23 protein-coding genes are annotated in these 24938 nt (G+C 65.6%); 10 read left to right on the top strand and 13 right to left on the bottom strand.

All coding sequences use genetic code 11. From position 1 onward, the window contains the following. Positions 1 to 123: 123 nt before the first annotated feature. From WHT83_RS05420 to WHT83_RS05410, 3 genes are read left to right on the top strand one after another with little or no spacing between them, the layout of a single operon-like run. Complete coding sequence (locus WHT83_RS05420; protein WP_406873201.1) at positions 124 to 1254, top strand: efflux RND transporter periplasmic adaptor subunit; 1131 nt, start codon at positions 124 to 126, stop codon at positions 1252 to 1254. Beyond that, a complete protein-coding gene (locus WHT83_RS05415) occupies positions 1251 to 2315 on the top strand; it encodes an efflux RND transporter periplasmic adaptor subunit (protein WP_406873200.1) in 1065 nt (354 codons plus the stop codon). The genes WHT83_RS05420 and WHT83_RS05415 overlap by 4 nt, the downstream gene beginning before the upstream one ends. A gap of 1 nt (position 2316) precedes the next feature. Continuing rightward, positions 2317 to 5400: an efflux RND transporter permease subunit gene (locus tag WHT83_RS05410; RefSeq protein ID WP_406873199.1), complete on the top strand. Its 3084-nt coding sequence runs from the start codon at positions 2317 to 2319 to the stop codon at positions 5398 to 5400. Positions 5401 to 5418: 18 nt separating this feature from the next. Here WHT83_RS05410 and WHT83_RS05405 read toward each other — a convergent pair whose 3' ends face one another. The 11 genes from WHT83_RS05405 to pcaD form a co-directional block, all read right to left on the bottom strand. Then, a complete protein-coding gene (locus WHT83_RS05405) occupies positions 5419 to 6135 on the bottom strand; it encodes an ABC transporter ATP-binding protein (RefSeq protein ID WP_406873198.1) in 717 nt (238 codons plus the stop codon). Further along, positions 6116 to 6880, bottom strand: coding sequence for an ABC transporter ATP-binding protein (locus WHT83_RS05400; RefSeq protein ID WP_406873197.1), 765 nt, complete (start codon positions 6878 to 6880; stop codon positions 6116 to 6118). The genes WHT83_RS05405 and WHT83_RS05400 overlap by 20 nt, the downstream gene beginning before the upstream one ends. Beyond that, a complete protein-coding gene (locus WHT83_RS05395; protein WP_406873196.1) occupies positions 6877 to 7887 on the bottom strand; it encodes a branched-chain amino acid ABC transporter permease in 1011 nt (336 codons plus the stop codon). The genes WHT83_RS05400 and WHT83_RS05395 overlap by 4 nt, the downstream gene beginning before the upstream one ends. After that, positions 7888 to 8751 carry a branched-chain amino acid ABC transporter permease gene (locus tag WHT83_RS05390; RefSeq protein WP_108609594.1) on the bottom strand — a complete coding sequence of 288 codons (864 nt, stop codon included), beginning with the start codon at positions 8749 to 8751 and terminating at the stop codon, positions 7888 to 7890. It abuts the gene before it with no gap. 63 nt (positions 8752 to 8814) lie between these two features. After that, positions 8815 to 9999, bottom strand: a complete 1185-nt coding sequence (locus tag WHT83_RS05385) for an ABC transporter substrate-binding protein (RefSeq protein WP_406873195.1) — start codon at positions 9997 to 9999, stop codon at positions 8815 to 8817. 139 nt (positions 10000 to 10138) lie between these two features. Further along, on the bottom strand, positions 10139 to 11311 hold the full coding sequence (gene pobA / locus WHT83_RS05380) for a 4-hydroxybenzoate 3-monooxygenase (RefSeq protein WP_406873194.1): 1173 nt from the start codon (positions 11309 to 11311) through the stop codon (positions 10139 to 10141). Positions 11312 to 11400: 89 nt separating this feature from the next. Next, positions 11401 to 12465, bottom strand: a complete 1065-nt coding sequence (locus WHT83_RS05375; RefSeq protein ID WP_406873193.1) for a 3-carboxy-cis,cis-muconate cycloisomerase — start codon at positions 12463 to 12465, stop codon at positions 11401 to 11403. Positions 12466 to 12469: 4 nt separating this feature from the next. Continuing rightward, a complete protein-coding gene (pcaG, locus tag WHT83_RS05370; RefSeq protein WP_406873192.1) occupies positions 12470 to 13084 on the bottom strand; it encodes a protocatechuate 3,4-dioxygenase subunit alpha in 615 nt (204 codons plus the stop codon). Further along, complete coding sequence (gene pcaH / locus WHT83_RS05365) at positions 13084 to 13839, bottom strand: protocatechuate 3,4-dioxygenase subunit beta (protein WP_108605869.1); 756 nt, start codon at positions 13837 to 13839, stop codon at positions 13084 to 13086. Before pcaH ends, pcaG begins: the two co-directional genes overlap by 1 nt. After that, positions 13836 to 14234, bottom strand: coding sequence for a 4-carboxymuconolactone decarboxylase (gene pcaC / locus WHT83_RS05360; RefSeq protein WP_108605870.1), 399 nt, complete (start codon positions 14232 to 14234; stop codon positions 13836 to 13838). The genes pcaH and pcaC overlap by 4 nt, the downstream gene beginning before the upstream one ends. A 7-nt stretch (positions 14235 to 14241) precedes the next feature. Continuing rightward, on the bottom strand, positions 14242 to 15039 hold the full coding sequence (gene pcaD / locus WHT83_RS05355; RefSeq protein ID WP_406873191.1) for a 3-oxoadipate enol-lactonase: 798 nt from the start codon (positions 15037 to 15039) through the stop codon (positions 14242 to 14244). 94 nt (positions 15040 to 15133) lie between these two features. Between pcaD and pcaQ the strand changes: the two genes are divergently transcribed. Both pcaQ and WHT83_RS05345 read left to right on the top strand, forming a co-directional pair. Then, positions 15134 to 16051 (top strand): pca operon transcription factor PcaQ, encoded by a 918-nt coding sequence (pcaQ, locus tag WHT83_RS05350; protein WP_406873190.1) that lies wholly within the window; start codon positions 15134 to 15136, stop codon positions 16049 to 16051. A gap of 68 nt (positions 16052 to 16119) precedes the next feature. Next, positions 16120 to 16872 (top strand): SDR family NAD(P)-dependent oxidoreductase, encoded by a 753-nt coding sequence (locus tag WHT83_RS05345; protein ID WP_406873189.1) that lies wholly within the window; start codon positions 16120 to 16122, stop codon positions 16870 to 16872. 98 nt (positions 16873 to 16970) lie between these two features. Here the strand turns inward: WHT83_RS05345 and WHT83_RS05340 are convergent, their stop codons facing one another. Continuing rightward, positions 16971 to 18341, bottom strand: a complete 1371-nt coding sequence (locus tag WHT83_RS05340; protein ID WP_406873188.1) for an aspartate aminotransferase family protein — start codon at positions 18339 to 18341, stop codon at positions 16971 to 16973. A gap of 192 nt (positions 18342 to 18533) precedes the next feature. Here WHT83_RS05340 and WHT83_RS05335 point away from each other — a divergent pair, with 192 nt between their 5' ends. The 3 genes from WHT83_RS05335 to WHT83_RS05325 all read left to right on the top strand — a co-directional run bounded on the left by WHT83_RS05335 (position 18534) and on the right by WHT83_RS05325 (position 21859). Further along, positions 18534 to 19220, top strand: coding sequence for a GntR family transcriptional regulator (locus WHT83_RS05335; RefSeq protein ID WP_108605874.1), 687 nt, complete (start codon positions 18534 to 18536; stop codon positions 19218 to 19220). 1 nt (position 19221) lies between these two features. Beyond that, on the top strand, positions 19222 to 20343 hold the full coding sequence (locus tag WHT83_RS05330; protein WP_406873187.1) for an NAD(P)/FAD-dependent oxidoreductase: 1122 nt from the start codon (positions 19222 to 19224) through the stop codon (positions 20341 to 20343). Positions 20344 to 20425: 82 nt separating this feature from the next. Further along, on the top strand, positions 20426 to 21859 hold the full coding sequence (locus WHT83_RS05325; protein ID WP_406873186.1) for an NAD-dependent succinate-semialdehyde dehydrogenase: 1434 nt from the start codon (positions 20426 to 20428) through the stop codon (positions 21857 to 21859). Between the two features lie 42 nt (positions 21860 to 21901). On the opposite strand, the gene WHT83_RS05320 is transcribed toward WHT83_RS05325, so the two are convergent. Next, entirely contained in the window at positions 21902 to 22366 is a 465-nt protein-coding gene (locus WHT83_RS05320) for an Lrp/AsnC family transcriptional regulator (RefSeq protein WP_108605877.1), read from the bottom strand. A 130-nt stretch (positions 22367 to 22496) separates the two neighbouring features. Between WHT83_RS05320 and alr the strand changes: the two genes are divergently transcribed. Both alr and WHT83_RS05310 read left to right on the top strand, forming a co-directional pair. Next, positions 22497 to 23630, top strand: a complete 1134-nt coding sequence (gene alr, locus WHT83_RS05315) for an alanine racemase (protein ID WP_406873185.1) — start codon at positions 22497 to 22499, stop codon at positions 23628 to 23630. Positions 23631 to 23645: 15 nt separating this feature from the next. Then, the gene (locus tag WHT83_RS05310; protein WP_406873184.1) at positions 23646 to 24899 is read left to right on the top strand and encodes a D-amino acid dehydrogenase; all 1254 of its coding nucleotides are present in this window, start codon (positions 23646 to 23648) and stop codon (positions 24897 to 24899) included. The last annotated feature ends 39 nt before the right edge of the window (positions 24900 to 24938 follow it).

Genomic DNA, 24938 nt, shown 5'->3' with positions numbered 1-24938 from the left:
CACACCCGTGTTACCCTCCCAAACCGTGATCGGAAACACCCGTCACCGGCCTGACAAGAAATTCGGCTAGCCGTTGCCGGATGGAATTCTCCGTCGTAGCCTGAGGCGAAGCGATTTTGGGGGATGTACATGACTTCCGCGAACCCGAACCCGTCAGGCACTCATGGCAGAACGCCTGCCCGCGCCAATTCGACATCCTCGCTCGCCTTGCTTGCCCTGTGCCTTTCATTGCCCCTGGCCGCCTGCCAGAAGAAGGAGGCGGCCGAACGGCTGCCGGTGGTGGTCCGCGCGATTGAGGTGAAGCTGTCCGACTTCGCCCCGGCCACGTCGCTGACTGGCGTGATTGCCGCCCGCACGCTCAACAGCCTGTCGTTCCAGGTCGGCGGGCGCGTCTCGGAACGCACGGTCGATGTCGGCCAACGCGTCGAGAAGGGCGAGGTACTGGCCAGGCTCGATCCGCAAGAGCAGCAGTCCGACGTGCGCGCGGCGCAAGCCAGCCTCGATTCCGCTGACGCGCAACTGCGGCAGGCGTCGGCTGCCTTCGACCGCCAGAAGACTTTGCTTGCCCAGGGCTTCACGACGCGGCGCGAATATGACCTCGCCGAACAGTCCCTGCGCGTGGCGCGAAACGGGGTCGAAGCCGCGCAGAGCCAGCTTGCCAATGCCAAGGACCGGATGGGCTATACCGAATTGAAGGCCAGTGCGTCCGGCGTGGTGACGGCACGGACGATCGAGGTCGGCCAGGTGGTGCAGGCGGCACAGACGGTGTTCACCGTTGCCGAGGACGGCGACCGCGACGCGGTGTTCAACGTCGACGAGGCCATGGTTGCCCGGACCCCGGTGGCGCCGGTGGTCAGGATATCATTGATCTCCGACCCGAAGATCGAGGCGACAGGCGAAGTGCGCGAGGTCTCGCCAGCCGTCGACCCGGCCTCCGGCTCGATCCGCGTCAAGGTGGCGGTGCCCGACACGCCGGCACAGATGCCGCTCGGCGCGGCGATTACAGGCACGATCACCGCCAAGCCACAACAGGCCATCGTGCTGCCGTGGCAGGCGCTGATGTCGGAGAATGGCCGGCCGGCCGTGTGGACCGTCGACCCCGGCACCAAGGCGGTGGCGATGGTGCCGATCGAGGTGCTGTCGTTCGCTTCCGGCGTCGTGGTCGTGTCGAAGGGACTGGAGGCAGGGCAAACCGTCGTCGCGCAAGGCGGCCAATTGCTGAGCCCCGGCCAGGTGGTGGAGGTGGCACCATGAGATCACTCGCGCCGATCGGCCTGATGGCCGTGCTGGCACTGGCCGGCTGCAGCCAGGAACAGGCCCCGCCTCCCGAGGTGATCCGCCCGGTGCTGTCCATCGTCGTCGAACCGCATGCACGGACGGTGCAGGGTTTCGCCGGCACCATCCAGCCGGAATTTTCCGCCGACCTCGCCTTCCGCCTGCTCGGGCGGCTGGTGGCGCGCGACGTCGGCGTCGGCGACCAGGTCGCCAAGGGCACAACGCTCGCGGCCATCGACCCGCTGGCGCTGGAGCTGTCGATGCAGTCGGCACGCGCCGACCTGTCGACCGCCGAGGCGCAGTTCGCCAACGCCTCGGCGAGCGAAGAACGCCAGCGCACCCTGCTCCAGGAATCCAACACGTCGCAGGCAGTCTACGATTCCGCCAAGCAGGCACTTGATTCGGCTGCTGCCAATGTCGAAAGGGCGCGCGCCGCCCTTGCCAAGGCACAGGAACAGCTCGGCTATGCCCGGCTGTTCTCCGATTTCGACGGCATCGTCACCGCCGTCGGCGCTGAAGTCGGCCAGACCGTGTCGCCCGGACAGATGGTGGTGACGGTGGCGCGCTCCGACGCCCGCGAGGCGGTGGTGGACGTTCCCGACCAGATGGCGAGCGAACTCAAGGAAGGCGCCGAATTCGAAGTGTCGCTGCAATCGGCGCTGTCGCTGCGCACCAAGGCGCATGTCCGCGAGATCGCGCCGCAGGCCGATGCGTCGACACGGACCCGGCGGGTGCGGCTGGCGCTGACCGACCCGCCGACCGCCTTCCGGCTGGGTTCGACGGTGACGGCCGTGCCGGTATTGAAGGCCGACGAGGCGATCGACCTGCCGCTGTCGGCGCTTCTGGAGAAGGATGGCAAGAACTTCGTCTGGGTCGTCGACCAGGCTGCGTCGACGGTCAGCCTGCAGGGTATCGAGGTCAAGGCAAAGGATGGCGCCAGCTTCACCGTGGACGGCTTGACGGCGGGGACGCGGGTGGTGACTGCCGGGGTGAACAGCCTCGCAGAAGGCCAGAAGGTCCGCATTCCAGAGGGGGCGTAGCGTGAAGGGTTTCAATCTTTCCGACTGGGCACTGAGCCACCGCTCGATGGTCTGGTATTTCATGCTGATCTTCACGATCGCCGGGGTGTTCGCCTATCTCAACCTCGGCCGCGAGGAGGACCCGAGCTTCACCATCAAGACCATGCTGATCCAGGCCAACTGGCCGGGCGCCTCGGTCGACGAGACGACCAGGCAGGTGACCGACCGGATCGAGAAGAAGCTCGAGGAGCTGGAAAGCCTCGACTTCAGCCGCAGCGTCACCACCGCCGGCCAGACGATCATCTTCGTCAACCTCAAGCCGACGACCAAGGCGCGCGACGTCGCCCCGACCTGGGTGCAGGTCCGCAACATGGTGGGCGACCTGAGGTCGAATTTCCCGCAAGGGGTGCAGGGGCCGTTCTTCAACGACCGCTTCGGCGACGTGTTCGGCAACGTCTATGCCTTCACATCGGACGGGCTGTCGATGCGCCAGCTGCGCGACCATGTCGAGACGGTGCGCACCCGCATCCTGACCATTCCGAATGCCGGCAAGGTGGAGCTGATCGGGGCGCAGGACGAGGTCATCTACCTCGAATTCTCGACGCGCCAGATCGCGGCGCTCGGCCTCAACCAGCAGGCTGTCATCGCCAGCCTGCAATCGCAAAACGCGATTGCGCCGTCGGGCGTCATCCAGGCCGGGTCGGAACGCATTGCGGTGCGCGTCGGCGGCCAGTTCACCTCGGAGGAAAGCCTGAGGGCAATCAACCTCAGGGTCAACGACCGCTTCTTCCGGCTGAGCGACGTCGCCACCATCAGCCGCGGCTATGTCGATCCGCCGACCGCGCTGTTCCGGGTCAATGGCGAGCCGGCGATCGGGCTGGCGATCGGCATGAAGCCCAACGCCAACCTGCTGGAATTCGGCGAGGCGCTGAAGGAGCTGATGCATGAGGTGACGGGCGAACTACCGATCGGCGTCGGCGTGCACCAGGTTGCCGACCAGCCGGCCATTGTCGAGCATGCCGTCTCCGGCTTCACGCGGGCGCTGTTCGAGGCCGTCGCGATCGTGCTCGCCGTTTCCTTCATCAGCCTGGGCATGCGCGCCGGCTTCGTTGTCGCGCTGTCGATCCCGCTGGTGCTGGCGATCACCTTCCTGGTCATGGCCTATCTGGGCATCTCGCTGCAGCGCATCTCGCTCGGCGCGCTGATCATCGCGCTCGGGCTTCTTGTCGACGATGCGATGATTGCGGTGGAGATGATGGTAGCGCGGCTGGAGGTCGGCGACTCGCTAAGGAAAGCGGCGACCTATGTCTACACCTCGACGGCGTTTCCGATGCTGACCGGCACGCTGGTCACCGTCGCCGGCTTCGTGCCGATCGGGCTGAACAGCAGCCAGGCGGGCGAATACACCTACACGCTGTTCGTCGTCATCGCGGTGTCGCTGCTCTTGTCATGGATCGTGGCGGTGCTGTTTGCGCCGCTGCTCGGCGTCACGCTCCTGCCGGCAACGATGAAGAAGCACGACGAGCGGCCGGGCCGCGTTGCCGCTGGCTTCTCCCGCATCCTCAATTGGGCGGTGCGCCGCCACTGGCTCACCATCATCGCCACCGTCGTGCTGTTCGCGCTGTCGGTCGTCGGGCTGACCTTCGTGCAGCAGCAGTTCTTCCCGCCCTCCGACCGGCCAGAACTGATCGTCGACTGGAATCTGCCGCACAACAGCTCGATCGCCGAGACGCGCGCCGAGATCGAGCATTTCGAGGAGATCGCGCTGAAGGGCAACGCCGATATCGACCACTGGAGCTCATATATCGGCCAGGGCGCGGTGCGCTTCGTGCTGGCCTACGACGTGCAGCCGGCCAATCCCTATTTCGGCCAGACGGTCATCGTCACCAAGGATCTGGAAGCGCGGCATCGGGTGCAGCCGGCGATCGAGAAGATCCTGCGGGAACAGTTCGTCGGCACCGACGCCTTCGTCAAGACGCTGGAACTCGGGCCCCCGGTGGGCCGGCCGGTGCAATATCGCGTCAGCGGTCCCGACGTTCAGACGGTACGGACCCTGTCGCAGCAGCTGGCCGGCATCATCTCCGCCAATCCGAAGATTCAGGCGCCGAGCTTCGACTGGAACGAGCCGTCGCGCGTGCTCAAGGTCGAGGTGCTGCAGGACAAGGCGCGCCAGCTCGGCATCACCTCCGAAGATATCGCCAGCGCGATGAACAGCGTGGTCGGCGGCGTGGCGATCACCCAGGTGCGCGACGCGACCTACCTGATCAACGTAGTGGTGCGGGCCCAGGACGTCGAGCGCGGCTCGATCGAGACGCTGCGCAATCTGCAGATCCCAACCGGCAACGGCGAGGCGATCCCGCTCGCGACGGTCGCCGATTTCCGCTACGAACTGGAACAACCGACGATCTGGCGGCGCAGCCGGATGCCCACCATCACCGTCAAGGCCGGCATGGTCGGCGACACCTTGCCCGACACCGTGGTTGCAGAGCTCAAGCCCGCGGTCGAGGCTTTCGCCGCCAAGCTGCCGGCAGGCTACGCGGTAGTGACCGGCGGCTCGGTCGAGGAAAGCGTGAACAGCCAGGGTCCGATCATTGCCGTCGTGCCGCTGATGCTGTTCATCATGGCGACGGTGCTGATGATCCAGCTGCAGAGCTTCCAGCGGTTGTTCCTGGTGGTGGCTGTGGCGCCGCTGGGGCTGATCGGCGTGGTGGCGGCGCTGGTGCCGACCGGCCAGCCGCTAGGCTTCGTGGCGCTGCTCGGGGTGCTGGCACTGGTCGGCATCCTGATCCGGAACTCGGTGATCCTGATCGTGCAGATCGAGGAGCTGATCGCCACGGGCACAGACAAATGGCACGCGGTGATCGAAGCCTCGGAGCACCGCATGCGGCCGATTGCGCTGACCGCTGCCGCAGCCAGTCTGGCGCTGATCCCGATCGCGCGCGAGGTTTTCTGGGCGCCGATGGCCTATGCGATGATGGGCGGCATCCTCGCCGGCACCGCGATCACGCTGCTGTTCCTGCCCGCGCTCTATGTCGCCTGGTTCAGGATCAAGGAGCCGGGCGAGGCGACACCGACGACCGAGGCTGCCGAGGCCGCTGTCGGGTAGCGAGCGTTTTTCGGCGGCTCAGTGCAGGCTGCCGACGCCGAGCAGCTTTTCCACCACTTCGGGCTGCGCTGACAGCTCCGACGGCGTGCCCGACCAGGCGATGCGTCCGCGCTCGAGGATGATGGCGCGGTCGGCGAAATCAAGCGCGCTCTGGATGCGCTGCTCGACCAGCACGACGGTCATCTCGCCGCCCGAGGCCAGTTGCGAGAACGCCACCATCAGCTCTTCGCAGATGACCGGCGCCAGGCCCTCCAAAGGTTCGTCGAGCAACAGCACGGTCGGCTTGCCGAGAATGGTGCGGGCAGTGGACAGCATCTGCTGTTCGCCGCCGGAAAGCTGGGAGCCGAGGTTCCTGCGACGCTCCTTGAGGCGCGGGAACATCTGGTAGGCTTCCTCGATCGCCGAGCGGTCGCGGCCCTTGAGCCCGACGAAGAGGTTTTCCTCGACGGTCAGTGAAGGAAAGATGCAACGCGCCTGCGGCACGTAGCCGAGACCGCTGCGGGCACGCGCCGAGCTTTCCTGGCTACTGAGATCGGTGCCGCCGAGGCGGATCGAACCGCCGTAGCGCCTGGTCTGGCCGGCGATGGTGGCGAGCAGCGTCGTCTTGCCCATGCCGTTGCGGCCGAGCACGGCAAGCCGCGAGCCGGCGGGCACGGAGAAAGAGACGTTCTCCAGCACGCGCGTCGGGCCGTAGCCGGCGCTCAGGTCGGCGACTTCAAGCGGCGCTGCGGTCATTGGCGTAGCTTCCGAGATAGGCTTCACGGACACGGGCGTCCCTGGTGACGTCCTGCGGCGAACCGTCGAAGATGATGGCGCCGGCGGCGAGCACGATGACACGCCTGGCGAAGCGGAAAACGAGATCCATGTCGTGCTCGATCATCAGCACGGCGAGGTCGGACGGCAGGCCGGCAAGGGCGGCCTCGATGCGCGGCGTGTCGCTCTGAGGCACGCCGGCGGCCGGCTCATCGAGCAGCAGCACCTTAGGCTTGAGCGCCAGGGCGAGCGCGATCTCGAGCAGGCGTTGCTGGCCATAGGCGATCTCGGCGACCTTGCGGGTGGCGATGTGATCGAGGCCGAGCGTGCGCAGCAGTTCGGCGACCTCGGCCATGACGTCCGCCTTGGCCTGGTAGTGGCCGAAGATCGCGCCGGTGCGGCCGGTGCGCTGCATCACGGCGAGCGCCAGGTGTTCTTCCGGCGTCATGTCGGGAAACAGGCGCGTGACCTGGAACGAGCGGACGAGGCCCTGGCGGACACGCGGCGTCGGCCCCAGTGAGGTGACATCGTTGCCGCCGAGCAGAACCTTGCCGGAATCGGGTTCGAGATGGCCGGTGACGAGATTGACGAAGGTGGTCTTGCCGGCGCCGTTGGGGCCGATCAGGGCCACGCGGTCGCCGGGGTTCATGGTGATCGACACATCCTGCGTGACGGCAAGGCCGCCGAACGCCTTGTTGAGGTTCTGGACCTGGAAGACCGCGCTCATTTGCCGTTCCCCCTGAAACGATCGGCAAGCGAGAGCGCCGTGCCATAGAGCCCACGCGGCGCGAACAGCACCACGGCGATCAGAAGCGCGCCGACGATGGTGAGCCAGTGGAACGGATTGGCCGCCGAGACGAAATCCTCGAACCACATGAAGCTGACGGTGCCGATCAGCGCGCCATAGAGCGAGCCGGTGCCGCCAAGCACGAGCATCACCAGCGCTTCGGCGGAGAGCGTGAAGCTGAGCGAGTCGAGGCCGACGACCTGGGTGGAGATGGCGTTGAGCGCGCCACCTGTGCCCGCCACCGCGCCCGAGATGACATACATCTTGAGCAGCGTGCCCTGGACCGATGCGCCCATGGCGCGGATGCGGATCGGGTCTTCCTTGATGCCGCGGCAAAGCATGCCGAAGGGCGAACGGGTGATCAGCCGCAGCACGATGAAGGCGATGACCACCAGCGCGACGGCGAAGCCGTAGGCCGTGCGGCCCCAGAGATCGAAGGCGAACATACCGAAGATCGGGTCGGGCGAAATGCCCGACAGGCCGTCGCTACCACCGGTATACACGGAGGCCTTGTTGGCAGCCTCGTGGAACAGGTGGACGACGGCGATGGACAGCACCAATTGCGCCAGTCCATGGCCGCGCAGGATGACCGCGCCGGAGACGATGCCGGCAACAGCGCCGCCAATGGCACCAACCACGACCATCAGCAGCGGATCGGTGATGCCGAAATGGACCGCGGCGATGCCCGAGGCGTAGGCGCCGGCGCCGAAGAGTGCGGCATGGCCAAGCGTGGCGACACCGCAGAAACCAGTGACGAGATCGATCGACAACACCAGGAGTGCAATGCCCAGGATGCGGGTCAGCAGCGCCAGATTGTTGGGGAACAGGAAGTAGCCGATGGCAGCGACGGCCAGGATCACTGCGAGGCCGACGAGGTCGCGCTTGAGCCAGTTCGGACGAGCGGCGGCCTCAGGCTTGGCGGCGGAGGTGGTTTCGATGGCGGCCATCTAGCTTCTCCTGCCCAAAAGGCCGCGCGGGAAGACGCAGACGATGGCGATGACGGCGAGGTAGAAGAAGAACTCGCCATATTCGGGCAGAAGATAGCGGCCTGTGGTGTCGATGGCGCCGAGCAGCAGGCAGGCGAGCAGTGCGCCGGGGATGGAACCTGCGCCACCGACCGAGACGACGACGAGAAAGGTCACCATGTAGCGCAGCGCGTAATAGGGCTCGATCGGAAGGAGCTCGGCGCCGACAATGCCACCGAAGGCGGCGAGGCCGACGGCAACCGCGAAGCTGACGGCATAAACGATGCGGGTGCGCACGCCGAGCGAGGCGGCCATGGCGGCATTGTCGACCGAGGCGCGCAGCTTGACGCCGAAGGACGTCCTTTCGATCAGGTACCAGAGCGCACCCGCAACAGCGACGCCGCAGGCGATGGCGAACAGCTTGTGGGCGGCAATCGAGCGGAAGCCGAGATCGACCGGACCGCGTAGCGTCTCGGGCAAAGGAATGGTCTTCAGCGTCGGGCCGAAGACGTAGTTGGCGATGCCGATGACGCAGAAGGTGATGCCGATGGTCATCAGCACCTGGGTAAGCTCGGGCGCGCCATAGATGCGGCGGTAGAGGAACCGCTCGACCGGGATGGCGATGATGATGGTGCCGACCACCGCGGCGAGGATGGCGACGCCGTAGCCGAAGCCGAGCGTCTGGGTGGCGTAAGAAGCGATATAGCCGCCGATCATGGCGAAAGCGCCATGGGCGAGGTTGACCACGCGCATCAGGCCCATGGTCACCGAAAGTCCTATCGAGATGACGAACAGCACCATGCCATAGGCAAGGGCGTCGATCCCAACGCTGAGAACGGTTTGCATCGTTTGATCCAGCAGCAGCCCGGACGCGTCAGGCATCCGGGCCCTGTCGTTGGCGTAACGCTGTTACTTCAGAGCCGCAAGGCCGGGGTCGCCCTGCTTTTCGAAGGTCGCGATTTCCTTGTTGTAGAAGGTGCCGTCCTCGGCCTTGGCGACCTCGCGCAGATAGATGTTCTGCGTCATGTGACGGCTCTCGGGATCGATGGAGACCGGGCCGCGCGGGCTTTCCCAGGCGAGGCCCTTGACGGCGTCGACCGCCTTCTGGGCGTCCTGCTCGCCGCCGGTGGCCTCGATCATCTTGTAGATGACGTGCATGCCGTCATAGGCACCGACCGAGGGGAAGGACAGTTCGGCCGGATTGCCGATGGCCTTGTGCGCGGCCTCGACGAACTTCTTGTTCTCGGCCGAGTCATGCGAGACGGCGTAGTGGAAGGTGGTGAGCAATCCGGATGCGGCTTCGCCGAGCGCCGGCAGATCGGACTCCTGCGTCAGGTCGCCGGGTGCGAGGAACTGCACGCCTGCCTTGGCAAGGCCGTTGTCATTGTAGGCCTTGACGAAGCCGAGCGTGGTCGGGCCCGACGGCAGGAAGGCGAAGACGGCGTCGGCGCCGGAATCCTTGACGCGCTGCATGATCGGGCTGAAGTCGTTGGTCGACAGCGGCATGCGGACGGAATCGACAACCTCGCCGCCTTCGGCGGTGAAGGTGGTCTTGAAGGCGTTCTCGGAATCGACGCCCGGGCCGTAGTCGGAGACCACGGTGATGACCTTCTTGACGCCGCGCTCCTTGGCGACCTTGGCCATCGGCGCCGAGGTCTGCCAGGTGGTGAAGGAGGTGCGCACGACCAGCGGGCTCTTGGTGACGATCGCCGAGGTGGCGGCGTTCATGACGACCAGCGGCACGTTGGCCTGCTCGAGCAGCGGGGTGACCGCCATCGCGTCAGGGGTGAAATAGAAGCCTGCGAGATACTGCACGCCTTCCTTGACGACCAGTTCCTGGGCCAGCGCCTTGGACTGGGCCGGGTCGGCAGCCGGCAGGTCGCGGTAGACGATCTCGATGTCGTCGTCGCCGACCTTGGCGCCGTTGAGCGCGATCCAGGCGTCGATGCCGGCCTTGAAGTTCTTGCCCTGGATGGCGAACGGGCCGGAGAACGGACCGACGACGCCGACCTTGATGGTGTCGGCGAAGGCGGTGCCGGAAAGCGCAAGTACCGCCAGGGCGGCCAAAACAGACTTCTTCAATTTTTCCTCCATCTGGACGAGCCGGCACTGTCGCGCGCGTCGGTCTCGGTATGTCCGTAGCCAAGTGTCATGTTCGAAACGGTAATGTAAAATGAAAAGAATCGCGCAATCCATAACCTGAAAGATATGTGACTGGCGCGATTCCCTTGGATCAATAAGGCAGCCCGACATAGTTTTCGGCGAGCGAGGCGGATGCCGCCTGCGAGTGGACGAGATAGTCGAGTTCGGCCTCCTGGATGCGCTGGCCGAAGTCGTCGGTGTCGGGGAAACGGTGCAGCATGGTGGTCATCCACCAGGAGAACCGCACCGCCTTCCAGACGCGCGACAGGGCGCGGGCCGAATAGGCGTCGATGCCTGCCTGCGACCTGTCCTGATAGAATTCGCGCAGGCCCCAGTAGAGGTAACGCACGTCGCTGGCGGCGAGGTTGAGACCCTTGGCGCCGGTGGGCGGCACGATGTGGGCGGCGTCGCCAACGAGGAACATACGGCCGAAGCGCATCGGCTCGGCGACGAAGGAGCGCAGCGGCGCGATCGACTTCTCGAAGGACGGGCCGGTGACGACGCGCGCCGCAGCCTCGGGTGGCAGGCGCCGGCGCAGCTCGTCCCAGAAGCGCTCGTCGCTCCAGTCCTCGACGTGATCATCGAGCGGGCACTGGACATAGTAGCGGCTGCGGTGGGTCGAGCGCATCGAACACAGCGCAAAGCCCCTGGGATGGTTGGCGTAGATCAGCTCGTGGTCGGCCGGCGGCACCTCGGCCAGGATGCCGAGCCAGCCGAACGGGTATGCACGCTCATAGGTCCTGATGGCGCCTTCGGGCACCGATTTGCGGCTGATGCCATGGAAGCCGTCGCAGCCGGCGATGAAATCGCAATCGATGCGGTGGGTAGCGCCATCCTTCTCGTAGGTGACGAAGGGCGTGTCGCTGTCGAACCCCTGCGGCAGCACGTTCTTGGCATCGTAAATCGTGGTCAGTCCCGCCGCCTCGCGCTTGTCCATCAGGTCGTGCGTCACCTCGGTCTGGCCGTAGACCGTGACGCGCTTGCCGCCGGTGAGTTGGGCAAGGTCGATGCGATGCAGCCGGTTGTCGAAGGCGAGCGAGATACCCTCGTGCGGCAGGCCTTCGGCATGCATGCGCGCGCCGGCGCCAGCTTCGTCGAGCAGGTCGACCATGCCCTGTTCCAGCACGCCGGCACGGACGCGGCCGAGCACATAGTCGCGATCGACGCGCTCGAGGATGACGTTGTCGATGCCGCTATTGGCGAGCAGTTGCCCGAGCAGGAGCCCGGACGGGCCGGAGCCGATGATGACCACCTGAGTACGCATCTTTTTTCCTTCTACCCGCACCGCCTGCCATCGAGCTGCGGGCCTTCGGCACGCCAAGTGTCAGGCGTTTTGTTGACGGGTGCCGCGGGCTAGTTGCCCGGCCGCGCACCTATGCTTTCGATCTGGCCGGCGAGTGCCGCCGCCTGCCTGAGCGCCGCCGCCGCCGCCACGGCCATCTGCGGCAGGAGCAGCCATTCCAGCGTCCAGGCCGATCCCGAGCGTTCCTGCTCATGCACCAAAGCGTGGTGCATGCCCGACAGTTGCGTGGCGTTGAAACGGGCGAGCGTCACCAGCACCTCCGCTGCCACCGGGTTCTGCTTGTGCGGCATCGCAGAGGAGCCGCCGCCTCCGGCGAGTGCAATCTCTGAGCCGTCCTGCGCCATCAGGGCAACGTCCTGGCCGAACTTGCCAAGGCTGCCGGTGATGAGCGACAGCAGACCGGCAAATTCGGCGAGACGATCGCGCTGGCTGTGCCATTGTGGGGCGTCGTGGAGTCCCAGCTTTTCGGCCAGCGATTTCCGCACGGCGAGCGCCTTGTCGCCAAGCTTTTCCAGCGTACCGGCGGCACCGCCGAACTGGACGACGAGAAGTTCGTGGCGGATCGCAGCCAGCCGCGCGCGGTTGCGTTCGACCGGTTCGCGCCAGGCGCGGACACGGTCGGCGACGGTGATTTCGATCGCCGCCTGCATGCGCGTGCGACCCATCAGCAGACGGGCACCAAATCTCTTCTCCACCGCCGCCAGCTTTGCGGCCGCCTCGGCGAGCAGCGCATCGAGGCGCTCGACAACCGGCTTGAGACGGAGCACCAGCGCCGTGTCGATAACATCCTGGCTGGTGGCGCCGAAATGGACCTTGTCGCCATGCGGTGCGCCGACTGCCGAACGCAACTGGCGCACCAGTTCGGGCACGACCACGCCATCGCGGGCGACGGCATTTCTGAGAGCCGCAACGTCGGGCTCGAACGAGGCGAGTACGGCGACAATCGCATCGGCTGCCTCGCGGCCGATCACGCCCTCGCCTGCCTCGGCCTCGGCCAGTGCGCGCTCGAAGGCAAGCATGGCGGCCAGTTCCGCGTCGGCGGAGAACTGGCGCGCAGTCTCCTCGTCACCGAGAAGGCCGGACAGCAAAGGGTGATCGAAGGGAGAAACGGTCATGTGCTCAGACGTCGAAGAACACGGTTTCGTTGTCACCCTGCAGGTGGATGTCGAAGACATAGACATCGTCCTGGCGCGCGGCGATCAGCGTCGGCACACGCGAGCGATGCTCGATGCGGGCCAGCACCGGGTCCTCGGCATTCGCCTGTTCTTCGTCGGCAAAATACATCCGTGTCTGCAGGCCGAGATTGATGCCGCGGGCAACGATCCAGAAGGTGATGTGCGGGGCCATGAGCAGGCCGGGCTTGTAGGGCACACGGCCCGGCTTGATGGTCTCGAACAGACATTCGCCCGAGACCATGTCGGTCGGCATGCGGCCCCAGCCGGTGAAGTTGGGATCGGCGGCACCGCGAATTTCGGTCGGCGAGTTGTAGAGGCCAGCGGCGTCGGCCTGCCAGATCTCGATCAGCGCATCCTTGAGGGGCGTGCCGGTGCCATCGAGCACGCGGGCGCGCACGGTGATGCGCTCGCCCTTGGTCTCGTCATTGACCATTTCCGTGCCGAGGTCCTTTTCGAAGACACCGGCGATGCCGCAGAAATTGGGGGTGAGCCCGATATGGACATAGGGCCCGGCGGTCTGCGAGGGGCTTTCCCTAAGCCGGTTCAGCGACTGGACCATCAGTTGCCCTCCAGACGGTTTTCGAACACCGACGAGCGGCGGCCGCGCAGCACGATGTCGAACTTGTAGGCGCACGCATCCATCGGGATGGTCGACTGCATGTCGAGCGCCGCGATCAGCGTCTCGACGGCTGCCCGGTCGGGGATGGTCCTGACGATCGGGCAGAGCCAGATCAGCGGGTCGCCCTCGAAATACATCTGGGTGATCAGCCGCTGGGCAAAGCCATGGCCGAAGACCGAGAAGTGGATGTGGGCGGGGCGCCAGTCGTTGACGCCGTTCGGCCAGGGATAGGGGCCGGGCTTGATCGTACGAAAGGCGTAGGAACCGTCTTCGCCGGTGATGGTGCGGCCGCAGCCGCCGAAATTGGGGTCGAGGGCGGCGATGTAGCCCTCCTTCTTGTGGCGGTAGCGCCCGCCGGCATTGGCCTGCCAGAACTCGAGCAGTACGCCCGGCACGCCCTTGCCGCGCTCGTCGAGCACGCGGCCATAGACGATGATGCGCTCGCCGATGGCGCTCTCGCCCGGCTTGGCGAAATTGTGGATCAGGTCGTTGTCGAGCTCGCCCAGCATGCCGTGGCCGAAGACCGGGCCGGTGATCTCGGAAATGGTGGTGTCGAGCGACAGCAGCGCCTTCTGCGGAGAACGCAGGACCGAGGTCTTGTAGCCAGGCGTGTAGGCCGGCGGATGCCAGGAGCGGTCGCGCTGGAAGAAGGCGCCGATCTCGGGCTGGCGGTTCGGCTTGGGGTCAATGCTCATCGGCCCGCATCCATTTCGGCAAAGACCTGCTTGGCGATCTTGATGGCGCGGTTGGCCGCCGGCACGCCGGCATAGATCGCGACATGGAGGAAGGTTTCGCAGATGTCCTCGCGCGATGCCCCGGTGTTGGCGGTGGCGCGCACATGCATCGCCACCTCCTCGTCATGGCCCAGGGCTGCCAGCAGTGCCAGCGTCACCATCGAGCGCTCGCGCTTGGTCCAGGTCGGGCGCGCCCAGACCGTGCCCCAGGCGGCTTCGGTGATCAGTTCCTGGAACGGCCGGTCGAAATCGGTGGAGGCCGTTTCGGCGCGGTCGACATGGGCATCGCCGAGTACCGAGCGTCGGACGGCGAGACCCTGGCGATACCTGGTCGAGGCTGGCGCCGATGCGTTCATGGTCAAATCACTCCAGTGGAAGGCGGGCGATGAAGCGCCTGATGAGGGCGACGAGTTCGTCCGGCTTTTCGACGCAAGGGATATGGCCGGCGCCGTCGATGATCTTGAAGCGCGAGCCGGGAATGAGATCAGCCATCGAGCGCACCAGTGCAGGCGGCGTCGAGCCGTCCTGGTCGCCGACGACGCAAAGCGTGGGCACGGCAATCGCCTTTGCCGCCTCGGTGTAGTCGGCGTCGCGCAGGGCGGCACAGGTGCCGGTGTAGCCGGCGAGCGGCTGGCGCGACAGCATGTTGCGGTAGCCAACGAGGTCAGGCTGGCGCTGCTCGTGAAACTCGGGCGTGAACCACAGCTTCATCACGCCATCGGCGATCGAGGCGATGCCGTCCTTTTCGACGGCGGCGATGCGCGTGTTCCAGCTGTCGTTGGTGCCGATCTTGTGGGCGGTGTCGCAGAGGACGAGCGCACGGACGAGATCGGGGCGCCTGGCATAGAGGCCCTGCGCGATGAGCCCGCCGACCGACAGGCCGCAGACGATGGCGTTCTTGACGTTGAGATGATCGAGCAGGCCGGCAAGATCACCGACATGGTCATCCATCGAATAAGGAGCCGTCCCCGTGTCCGAAAGACCATGGCCGCGCTTGTCGTAGGTGACGATGGGAAAGTCACCGGCAAGCCGGACGATAACGTCGCGCCAGATGCGGAAATCGGTGCCCAGCGAATTAGCAAATACCAGGACCGGCTTGTCCGCGGGCCCGCCGATGAGCTGGTGGTGCAGCGTGACGCCGCCGATGTCTGTGAATTGCACTCGATTTCTCCTCTAGAAGACAGTGGATGAGATGTTTGGTTTGGTAAAATGATATTTTGTGGCCTTCTCTTAACTCCTGGGTTATGAAAAGCCCATGATCGAAAGCCGTGTCAGGTTCCGCCACCTCCAGACATTCCTAGAAGTCGCGCGCCAGAAAAGCGTGGTCAAGGCGGCCGGGCTGCTGAACGTCAGCCAACCGGCGGTGACCAAGACGATCCGCGAACTGGAGGAAGCGCTCGGCGTCAGCGTGTTCGAACGCGACGGCCGCGGCATCAAGATCACGCGCTCGGGCGAAGTGTTCATGCAGCATGCCGGCATGGCGATCACCGCGCTGCGCCAGGGCATCGATTCGGTCGCCAATGCACGGGCAGAGGGCGGGCCGCCGATCCGCATCGGCGCGCTGCCGACCGTTTCGGCGCACATCATGCCGCGGGCGATGAGCCTTTTCCTCGGCGAGGACACGGGCGCCACGATCAAGATCGTGACCGGCGAGAACGCGGTGCTGCTGGAGCAGCTCAGGCTCGGCGAGCTCGACCTCGTGGTCGGCCGCCTGGCCGCGCCCGAGAAGATGACCGGCTTCTTCTTCGAGCACCTCTATTCCGAGCAGGTGGTATTCGTGGTGCGCGCCGGCCATCCGCTGCTCAAGGGCGACACCGACGTGTTCGAGCGGTTGGGCGAGTTCCCGCTGCTGATGCCGACGCGCGGCTCAATCATCCGGCCCTTCGTCGAGCGCTTCTTCATCACCAATGGCGTCGCCTCGATCCCGACCGAGATCGAGACCGTGTCGGACTCGTTCGGCCGCGCCTTCGTACGCCAGAGCGATGCCGTGTGGATCATCTCGCATGGCGTGGTCAGCGACGAGATCAAGGTCGGTACGCTGAAGATGCTGCCGGTGGACACCACGGAGACACGCGGCCCGGTGGGGCTGACCATGCGCACCGACACGCAGCCTTCGGCAGCATTTTCGATCCTGCTCAAGACGATCCGCGAAGCCGCCGCCGAGCGCGGCTGAGAGCCGCGCCCCCTCGCAATGGCGAGATGCATTCGCTACATACGCTGTAAGCTTGAAATGAGGATGCGATGGCCGAGAAGACCGAAGGGCGAAAGACGATCGTTTTGACCGGAGCCAGCCGCGGCATCGGCCATGCGACTGTGAAGCGCTTCTCGCGCGAAGGCTGGCGCGTCATCACCTGCTCGCGCCAGGCGTTTTCCGACGACTGCCCATGGCCCGCCGGTCCGGACGACCACATCAAGGTCGACCTTGCCGACCAGGGCGACGTCGGCAGCGCCGTTTCGGAAATCCGCCAACGGCTGGAAAAGGAAGGCGGCCTGCTGCACGCGCTGGTCAACAATGCCGGCATCTCGCCCAAGCACAAGGGTGGCGGCCGCATGAACTCGATCGACACGCCGATGCATGTCTGGCGCGACGTGTTCCAGGTCAATTTCCTGGCGCCGATCATGCTGGCGCGCGGCCTGTTCAAGGAACTGGCCGCTGCCAAGGGTTCGGTGGTCAACGTGACCTCGATCGCCGGAACGCGCGTCCACCCCTTTGCCGGCACCGCCTATGCAACGTCGAAGGCCGCGCTCGGCGCGCTGACGCGCGAAATGGCCGCCGACTTCGGCCCGCACGGCATCCGCGTCAATGCGATCGCGCCCGGCGAAATCGACACTGCGATCCTGTCGCCGGGCACGGACAAGATCGTCGAGACGATCCCGATGCGACGCCTCGGCATGACCTCAGAGGTTGCCGACATCATCTACTTCCTGTGCTCGGGCCAGGCATCCTACGTCACCGGCTCCGAGATCCACATCAACGGCGGCCAGCACGTGTGAAGCGATTCGTCCTTCTCCCCTCGTGGGAGAAGGGAAGGCGCCATCGCCAAACGAAAAAGCCCGCCATTTGGCGGGCTTTTTGCTGATGGCAGAGTCGGTCAGGCCTTGACCTGTTTCGCCGCCTCGTCGAGCGACTTTTCGACCGCGTCGAAGATGTCGTCGACCTGCTTGTCGTTGATGATCAGCGGCGGGCAGAAGGCCAGCGCGTCGCCCATGTTGCGGGAGATGACGCCGTTCTGCTGCAAAATGCCGTTGACCAGGCCGCCGAGCGCGCCGGCAGCGCCCCAGGGAGCCTTGGTCGCCTTGTCGGCAACGAGTTCCATGGCGCCAATGAGGGCGATGCCGCGCACCTCGCCGACGAGGTCGTGCGAGGCTATGCGTGCCAGGCGCTTCTGCATATGGGCGCCGACCTCGCGGGCGTTAGCGACAAGATTGCGCTCCTCGATGATGGCGATGTTTTCGAGTGCCACGGCTGCCGCCACCGGGTGGCCGCCGGCGGTGAAGCCGTGGCCAAAGGTGCCGATGCGGTTGCTCTCGTCGGCCAGCGGCTCGAACACCTTGTCGTTGATCAGCATCGCCGAGATCGGCAGGTAAGACGACGAGATCTGCTTGGACATGACCATGATGTCCGGCTTCATCGCATAAGTCTCGGTGCCGAACATGTTGCCCGTACGGCCGAAGCCGCAGATGACCTCGTCGGCAACGAGCAGGATGTCGTATTTCTGCAGAACGGCCTGGATCTTCTCCCAGTAGCCGGCCGGCGGCACGACGACGCCGCCAGCACCCATGACCGGCTCGCCGAAGAAGGCGGCGATGGTCTCGGGGCCTTCGGCCAGGATCAGCTTTTCGAGATCGTCGGCCAGTCGGGTCGAGAACTGTTGTTCGGTTTCGCCGGGCAGCGCTTCGCGCCAGTGGTGCGGCGACGAGGTATGCAGCACATTGGCGATCGGCAGGTCGAAGGACAGGTGGTTGTTGGGCAGGCCGGTGAGGCTGGCCGAGGCGATGGTGACGCCATGATAGGCGCGCTTGCGGCTAATGATCTTCTTGCGCTGGGGCTGGCCGAGCGCATTCGAGCGGAACCAGATCATCTTCATGGCCGTGTCATTGGCCTCGGATCCGGAATTGGTGAAGAACGCCTTGCTCATCGGCACCGGCGCCATGGTGACCAGCTTCTCTGAGAGGTCGACCAGCGGCGAATGCCCCTTGTGGGTGAAGTTGTGGTAGAAGGGCAGCTTGGACATCTGCCTGGTCGCGGCATCGACGAGGCGCTGCTCGGAGAAGCCGACGCCGACACTCCACAGGCCCGACATCGCCTCGATGTAGCGCTTGCCCGAGATGTCCTCGACATAAATGCCGTCACCCTTTTCGATGATCAGCGGACCGACTTCCTGATGCCGGCGGGCATTGGTGTAGGCGTGCATGTGGTATTTCTTGTCGCGCGCCTCGGGCGAATTGGGCTGGGTGTCCATGACGGTTCCTTTGTTCGGTCCTGAGCCGCACCGGCGGCGATCCGCATGCAAGAACGATCCGGCCTGGCTGCGACCGCACTTGCAAAATCCGTGTTTTGCTGTTTGATGCATCATGTTTTTCCGACCGCAGACTGTCAAGGGCCAGCGCGCGCCCGCAGGCAGGCCAAGACAGGTCGACAGGATCAAGGATCGATGAACGAGAGTTTCGGCTTGCAGGCGGTGGAACACGACAATCTCGGCGAGATCGTCTACGGCCAGCTGTCGGACGCGCTGATCAAGGGTCGCTTCGCGCCTGACGCGCGGCTGACCATCCGCGATCTCGCGCAGTCCCTCGGCACCAGCGTGACACCGGTGCGCGACGCGATCCTCAGACTGATCCAGGACGAGGCGCTGGTGCAGAAATCGGCGCGCGAGGTGCGCGTGCCGGTGATGACGCTGGAACGCTATCTCGAGATACGCCAGATCAGGATGAATCTCGAAGGGCTGGCCGCCCGCGAGGCGGCGCTGAAGGCCGAGGCCAGGGACATGGCGCGGCTGCGCGATCTCATCGACCGCAATGAACAGGCGATCGCGGACGAGGACTGGGCCGGCGCGCTCGAACTCAACCAGACCTTCCATTTCGCCCTTGCCCAGATTGCCAACATGACGGTGCTGCGCGGCATACTGGGCCGGCTGTGGCTGCAGATGGGGCCGATGATCGCCGCGTCCTACCAGCATGGCGGCCGGGCCATGATCGACCAACACCATGTCATCCTCGCCGCCATCGAAGCCCGCGATGCCGACAGGGCCGAACGCGCCATCGTCGACGACATCAGGGGCGCAAGCTCGGTCATCATCGAGCAACTGAGCGCGCTGAAACCGGCCGGGGACGCTGCCTGACATGGACAGCGTCGACTGCATCGTCGCCGGCGCCGGCGTCATCGGCCTGGCTGTTGCCCGCGAGCTGGCGCGCCGCGGCATGGAGACGATCATTGTCGAGGCGGCGGATGCCATCGGCACCGAGACCAGCTCGCGCAACTCCGAGGTGATCCACGCCGGCATCTACTATCCGCAAGGCAGCCTGAAGGCGAAGCTGTGCGTCGCCGGCCGCGACAGGCTCTATGCCTATGCCGCCGAGCGCAACATTCCGCACAAACGCTGCGGCAAGCTGATAGCTGCGACGCTGCCCGGGCAGGAGGCGACGCTTGCCGGGATCATCGACAAGGCGCGGGCCTGCGGCGTCGACGACCTGGTCATGCTGAGTGCCGGCGAGGCGCAGGCGCTGGAACCTTCGCTGAATTGCGTGGCGGCGGTGCTGTCGCCCTCGACCGGCATCGTCGACAGCCATGCGCTGATGCTGTCGCTGCTCGGCGAAGCCGAGGAACATGGCGCCTATCCCAGCCTCAACACCGAAATCGTGTCGGGGCGGATCGAGGCGGACCGGTTCGTGCTGCAAACGCGCGACGCCACGACCGGCAACGGCTTCGAGATCGCGGCGCGGCATTTTATCAATGCCGCCGGGCTCGGCGCCAACAGTCTGGCCGCCTCGCTCGAAGGGCTCGACCCGCAATTCGTGCCGGAACTCAAGCTGGCGCGCGGCAGCTATTTCGCGGTCACCGGCAAGCCAGCCTTCTCCCGACTGATCTACCCGGTGCCGGAGCCGGGTGGGCTCGGCGTTCACCTGACGCTCGACCTCAACGGCGCCATGCGCTTCGGCCCCGACGTCGAGTGGATCGCGGAGAAGGACTACGCGGTCGACCCGCGCCGCGCCGAACATTTCTACGGCGAGATTCGACGGTACTGGCCGGATCTGGCCGACGGCAGCCTGAGCCCGACCTACAGCGGCATCCGCCCCAAGCTCTCGGGGCCGGGCGAGCCGGCGGCCGATTTCGTCATCCAGGGTCCGGAGGCCCATGGGGTCAAGAACCTCGTCAACCTGTTCGGCATCGAAAGCCCGGGGCTGACCTCGTCATTGGCGATCGCCGAACTGGTGGCACAAAGAATTATGCCATCCTATGTCTAGCGCAACCACCCGATTACGCGTTTAGGCCAGCGTCGACGCAAGCCTGAGCCCGCCCCTCACGAACGACCAGCAAGGACACGCAATGTACCCTGACGTTAAACTGTTCATCGACGGCAAATGGACGGCCGCTGAAGGCGGCAACACCATCGACATCTACAATCCCGCTACCAACGAGGTGATCGGCAAGGTGGCTTCGGCCGGCAAGGGCGACCTCGACCGGGCGCTTGCTGCTGCCGAACGCGGCTTCAAGGCGTGGCGAAAGGTCTCGCCGTTCGACCGCGCCAAGGTGCTGCGCCGCGCCGCCGAACTGATGCGCGAGCGTGTCGACCAGATCGCCACGCTGATGACGCAGGAACAGGGCAAGCCCATCGGCGAAGCCAGGATGGAAATCCTGTCGTCGGCCGACCTGTTCGACTGGTTCGCCGAAGAGGGCCGCCGCACCTATGGCCGCGTCATCCCGGCTCGCGCGCCCGGTGTCCAGCAGTTCGTCGTCAAGGAGCCGGTGGGCCCGGTGGCGGCGTTCACGCCGTGGAACTTCCCGGTGTCGCAGGCGGTGCGCAAGATCGGCGCGGCACTCGCCACCGGCTGTTCGATCATCGTCAAGCCGCCGGAAGAGACGCCGGCGTCGCCGGCATGCCTGGCCGACGTGTTCAAGGACGCCGGCCTGCCCGACGGCGTACTCAACCTCGTCTACGGCAATCCGCCGGAGATCTCGGGCTACCTCGTGCCGCATCCGATCATCCGCAAGGTGTCTTTCACCGGCTCGGTGCCGGTCGGCAAGCATCTCGCAGCCCTTGCCGGCACGCATATGAAGCGGGCGACGATGGAACTGGGCGGCCATGCCCCGGCGATGGTGTTCGACGACGCCGACATCGATGCGGCAGCGGCAATCCTGGCCGGCTCGAAATTCCGCAACGCCGGCCAGGTCTGCGTGTCGCCGACGCGCTTCCTGATCCAGGAAGGCTCGCATGACCGCTTCCTCGGCAAGTTCGTCGAGCATGTGCGCGCGGTGAAGGTCGGCGATGGCCTGGCCGAAGGCACCCGCATGGGCCCGCTGGTCAACGAACGCCGCCTCGAAGCGGTCGAGAAGCTGATCAACGAGGCGGTCAGCGACGGCGCCAGGATCGAGACCGGCGGCAAGCGCATCGGCAACAAGGGGTCCTATTTCGAGCCAACTGTGCTTTCGGGCGTCCGCCCCGACATGCGCATCATGAACGAGGAACCGTTCGGCCCCGTGGCGCTGGTGATGCCGTTCAAGACGTTCGAGGATGTCGTCGCCGAAGCCAACCGCCTGCCCTACGGGCTTGCGGCCTATGCCTTCACCAAGTCGAACAAGACGGTGACGGACCTCGGCGCCGAGATCGAAACCGGCATGCTGACCATCAACCATCTCGGCCTCGCCCTGCCCGAAACGCCGTTCGGCGGCATCAAGGACAGCGGCTACGGCTCGGAAGGCGGCTCGGAGGCGCTGGAGGCCTACCTGGTCACCAAGTTCCTGACCCAGGCAGCCGTCTGAGACTGACAACAAACCCGGCGTCGCAAGCGGCGCCGGGTTTTCTTACGACGCCTTCGGCCGTTTCGATTGCAGGATGTTGCGGATCGAAAAACTGGAGTGGATGCGGGCGAGCCCCGGCAGCGCCGACAGGATTTCCTTGTGCACGCGCTCGAAGTCGCCGGCACTGGCCACCTCGACGCGCAGGAAATAGTCGGAGTCGCCCGTCATCAGGTAGCACTCCTTGATCTCGGGGTAGCGCCGCACCGCAAGCTCGAAGCGGTTGAAATAGTCCTCGGTCTGCCGCTCAAGCGTGATCTGGACGATGACGGCGATGCCCTCGTCGGCGGCTGCGTTGCCGATGATCGCGGTGTAGCCGCGGATCACGCCTTCCTGTTCCAGCAGTTGCACGCGCCTGAGACAGGCGGACGGCGACAGGCCAACCTCTTCCGCCAGCCTGGCATTGCTGATGCGCGCATTGGCACGCAGGGCACGGATGATGTTGCGGTCGATGGCATCCAGGGACGGCATCGCATTTCCTTCCAAACAGGCGAGAATAATTGCAGCAATCTCGTCTTGTTCGCACAAGCTACGTCACATTGGCAAGATTTTCGACGATTGTTGCGGTATTGTCTTGATCAGGCGAGGACAGGCCCCGGACATGACCATGAGCGTGCGTAGCGACATCGAGAGCCGTGCGGCCTGCGGGGTCCTGACCATCGACCTGAAGGCGCTGGTAGCCAATTACGAACTGCTTTGCCGGCAAACGGCACCGGCGAAGGCCGCCGCCGTCGTCAAGGCGGATGCCTATGGCCTGGGTGTCGCCCATGTCGCGCCGGCGCTCTACGAGGCCGGCTGCCGCGACTTCTTCGTCGCGCATTTCATCGAAGCCGTCAGGCTGAAGCCGTATCTCGCTTCCGACGCGCGCATCCTGGTGCTGAACGGCCTGATGCCGGGCAGCGAGGGCGACTGCGCCGATCTCGGCGTCGTGCCGGTGCTGAACTCGCTCGAACAGGCCGCCAACTGGTCGGCGACGGCCAGGGCGCGCAAGACCACGCTGCCGGCAGCCCTGCAGGCCGACACCGGCATGTCGCGGCTCGGGCTCGAACCGCGGGAGTTGGAAACGCTGCTTGCCGAGCCGCAGCGTCTCGGCGGCATCCGTGTCGACATCATCATGAGCCATCTCGCCTGCGGCGACGAGCCGGCGCATGCCGCCAACGCCCGCCAGTTGGCGCGAATGGGCGCCGTCCGCAGCCGCTTTCCCGACGCAAAACTGTCCTTTGCCAATTCGGCCGGCATCTTCCTTGGCGAGGACTATCGCGGCGACCTCGCCCGCCCTGGCATCGCGCTTTATGGCGGCGCGCCGCTGGCCGGAGCCGAAAACCCGATGCATCAGGTAGTGCGGCTCGAGGTCGCCGTGGTGCAGACGCGCACCGTGCCGGCCGGCTCAGAAATCGGCTATGGCGCGAGCTTCGTCGCCAAGGCGGAGATGCGGCTTGCCACCATCGCCGCCGGCTATGCCGACGGGCTGCCGCGCCATCTCAGCAACACCGGGGCTGCTTACTTCGGCGATGTTCGCCTGCCCATCGTCGGGCGTGTGTCGATGGACAGCATCATCCTCGACATCACCACGCTGGCACCAGGCACGCTGAAGCTCGGCGACATGGTCGAGCTCATCGGCCCACACCAGACGCTCGAAATGATCGCGGCGGATGCCGGCACCATTTCCTATGAAATCCTGACCAGCCTGGGCCGGCGCTACGAGCGCCGCTACCTCAGCCCGGCAGCGCGCTAACTCACAGGGGCAATCATGCGCATAGTCATCCTCGGCGCCGGCGTCATCGGCGTCACCTCCGCCTACTACCTGGCCAAAGCCGGCCACAAGGTCACCGTGCTGGACCGCCAGCCGGGCCCGGCGCTGGAGACCAGCTTTGCCAATGCCGGCGAGATTTCGCCCGGCTACGCCTCGCCCTGGGCCGCCCCCGGCATTCCGCAGAAGGCCATGAAGTGGCTGTTCATGAAGCACGCGCCGCTGATCATCCAGCCGATGCTCGACATCTCGACCTGGCGCTGGGTGACCGCGATGCTACGCAACTGCACCTCGGCCCGCTATGCGCTCAACAAGAGCCGCATGGTGCGCCTCGCCGAATACAGCCGCGACTGCCTGATCAACCTGCGCGACGACACCGGCATCCAGTACGACCATCGGACGCAAGGCACGCTGCAGCTGTTCCGCTACCAGAAGCAGCTCGACGGCATGGCCAAGGACATCGAGGTGCTGCAGAGCGACGGCGTGCCTTATGAAGTGCTCGACGCCACCGGCTGCGTCGGCGCCGAGCCGGGCCTGGCGCCGGTGCGCGAAAAGATCGCCGGCGGCCTGCGCCTGCCCAATGACGAGACCGGCGACTGCTTCAAGTTCACCAACGAGCTGGCGAAGCTCGCCGAAGGGCTCGGCGTCGAGTTCCGCTACGGCGTGAAGCTCGAAGGCCTGCGCCAGGAAGGCAATCGCATCGTGGCCGTCCGCACCTCCGAAGGCGAGTTCGAGGCCGACACGTTCGTCGGGGCGCTGGGCAGCTTCACGCCGTCCTTCGTCAAGCCGCTCGGGCTCAGGGTGCCTGTCTACCCGGTCAAGGGCTACTCGATCACCGTGCCGATCGTCGACGAAAGCAAGGCGCCGGTGTCGACCATCATGGACGACACCTACAAGATCGCCATCACCCGCCTGGGCGACCGCATCCGCGTCGGCGGCATGGCCGAGATCGCCGGCTTCAACACCGACCTGTCGCCATCGCGCAAGGCGACGCTGCAGTTCTCGGTCGAGGACCTGTTCGGCGGCGCTGCCGACCAGAGCCGCGCCACTTTCTGGAGCGGGCTCAGGCCGATGACGCCGGATGGTACTCCGGTTATCGGCCGCACCCGGTTCGACAATTTCTACCTCAACACCGGCCACGGCACGCTGGGCTGGACGATGGCCTGCGGCTCGGGCCGCGTGCTGGCCGACATGATCGGCGGCACCCGCCCCGACATCGACGTCTCGGACCTGGCGCTGTCGCGCTACGCCTGAGCACGGTAACTATGAGAAAAGGCGTCGGAGATCGTTCCG

Origin of the sequence: Aminobacter sp. P9b, from assembly GCF_045345995.1 — a bacterium.
Lineage (GTDB): Bacteria > Pseudomonadota > Alphaproteobacteria > Rhizobiales > Rhizobiaceae > Aminobacter > Aminobacter niigataensis.
The sequence above is the reverse complement of the archived record's forward strand: the minus strand, read 5'-3'. Positions and strand labels throughout refer to the sequence as shown.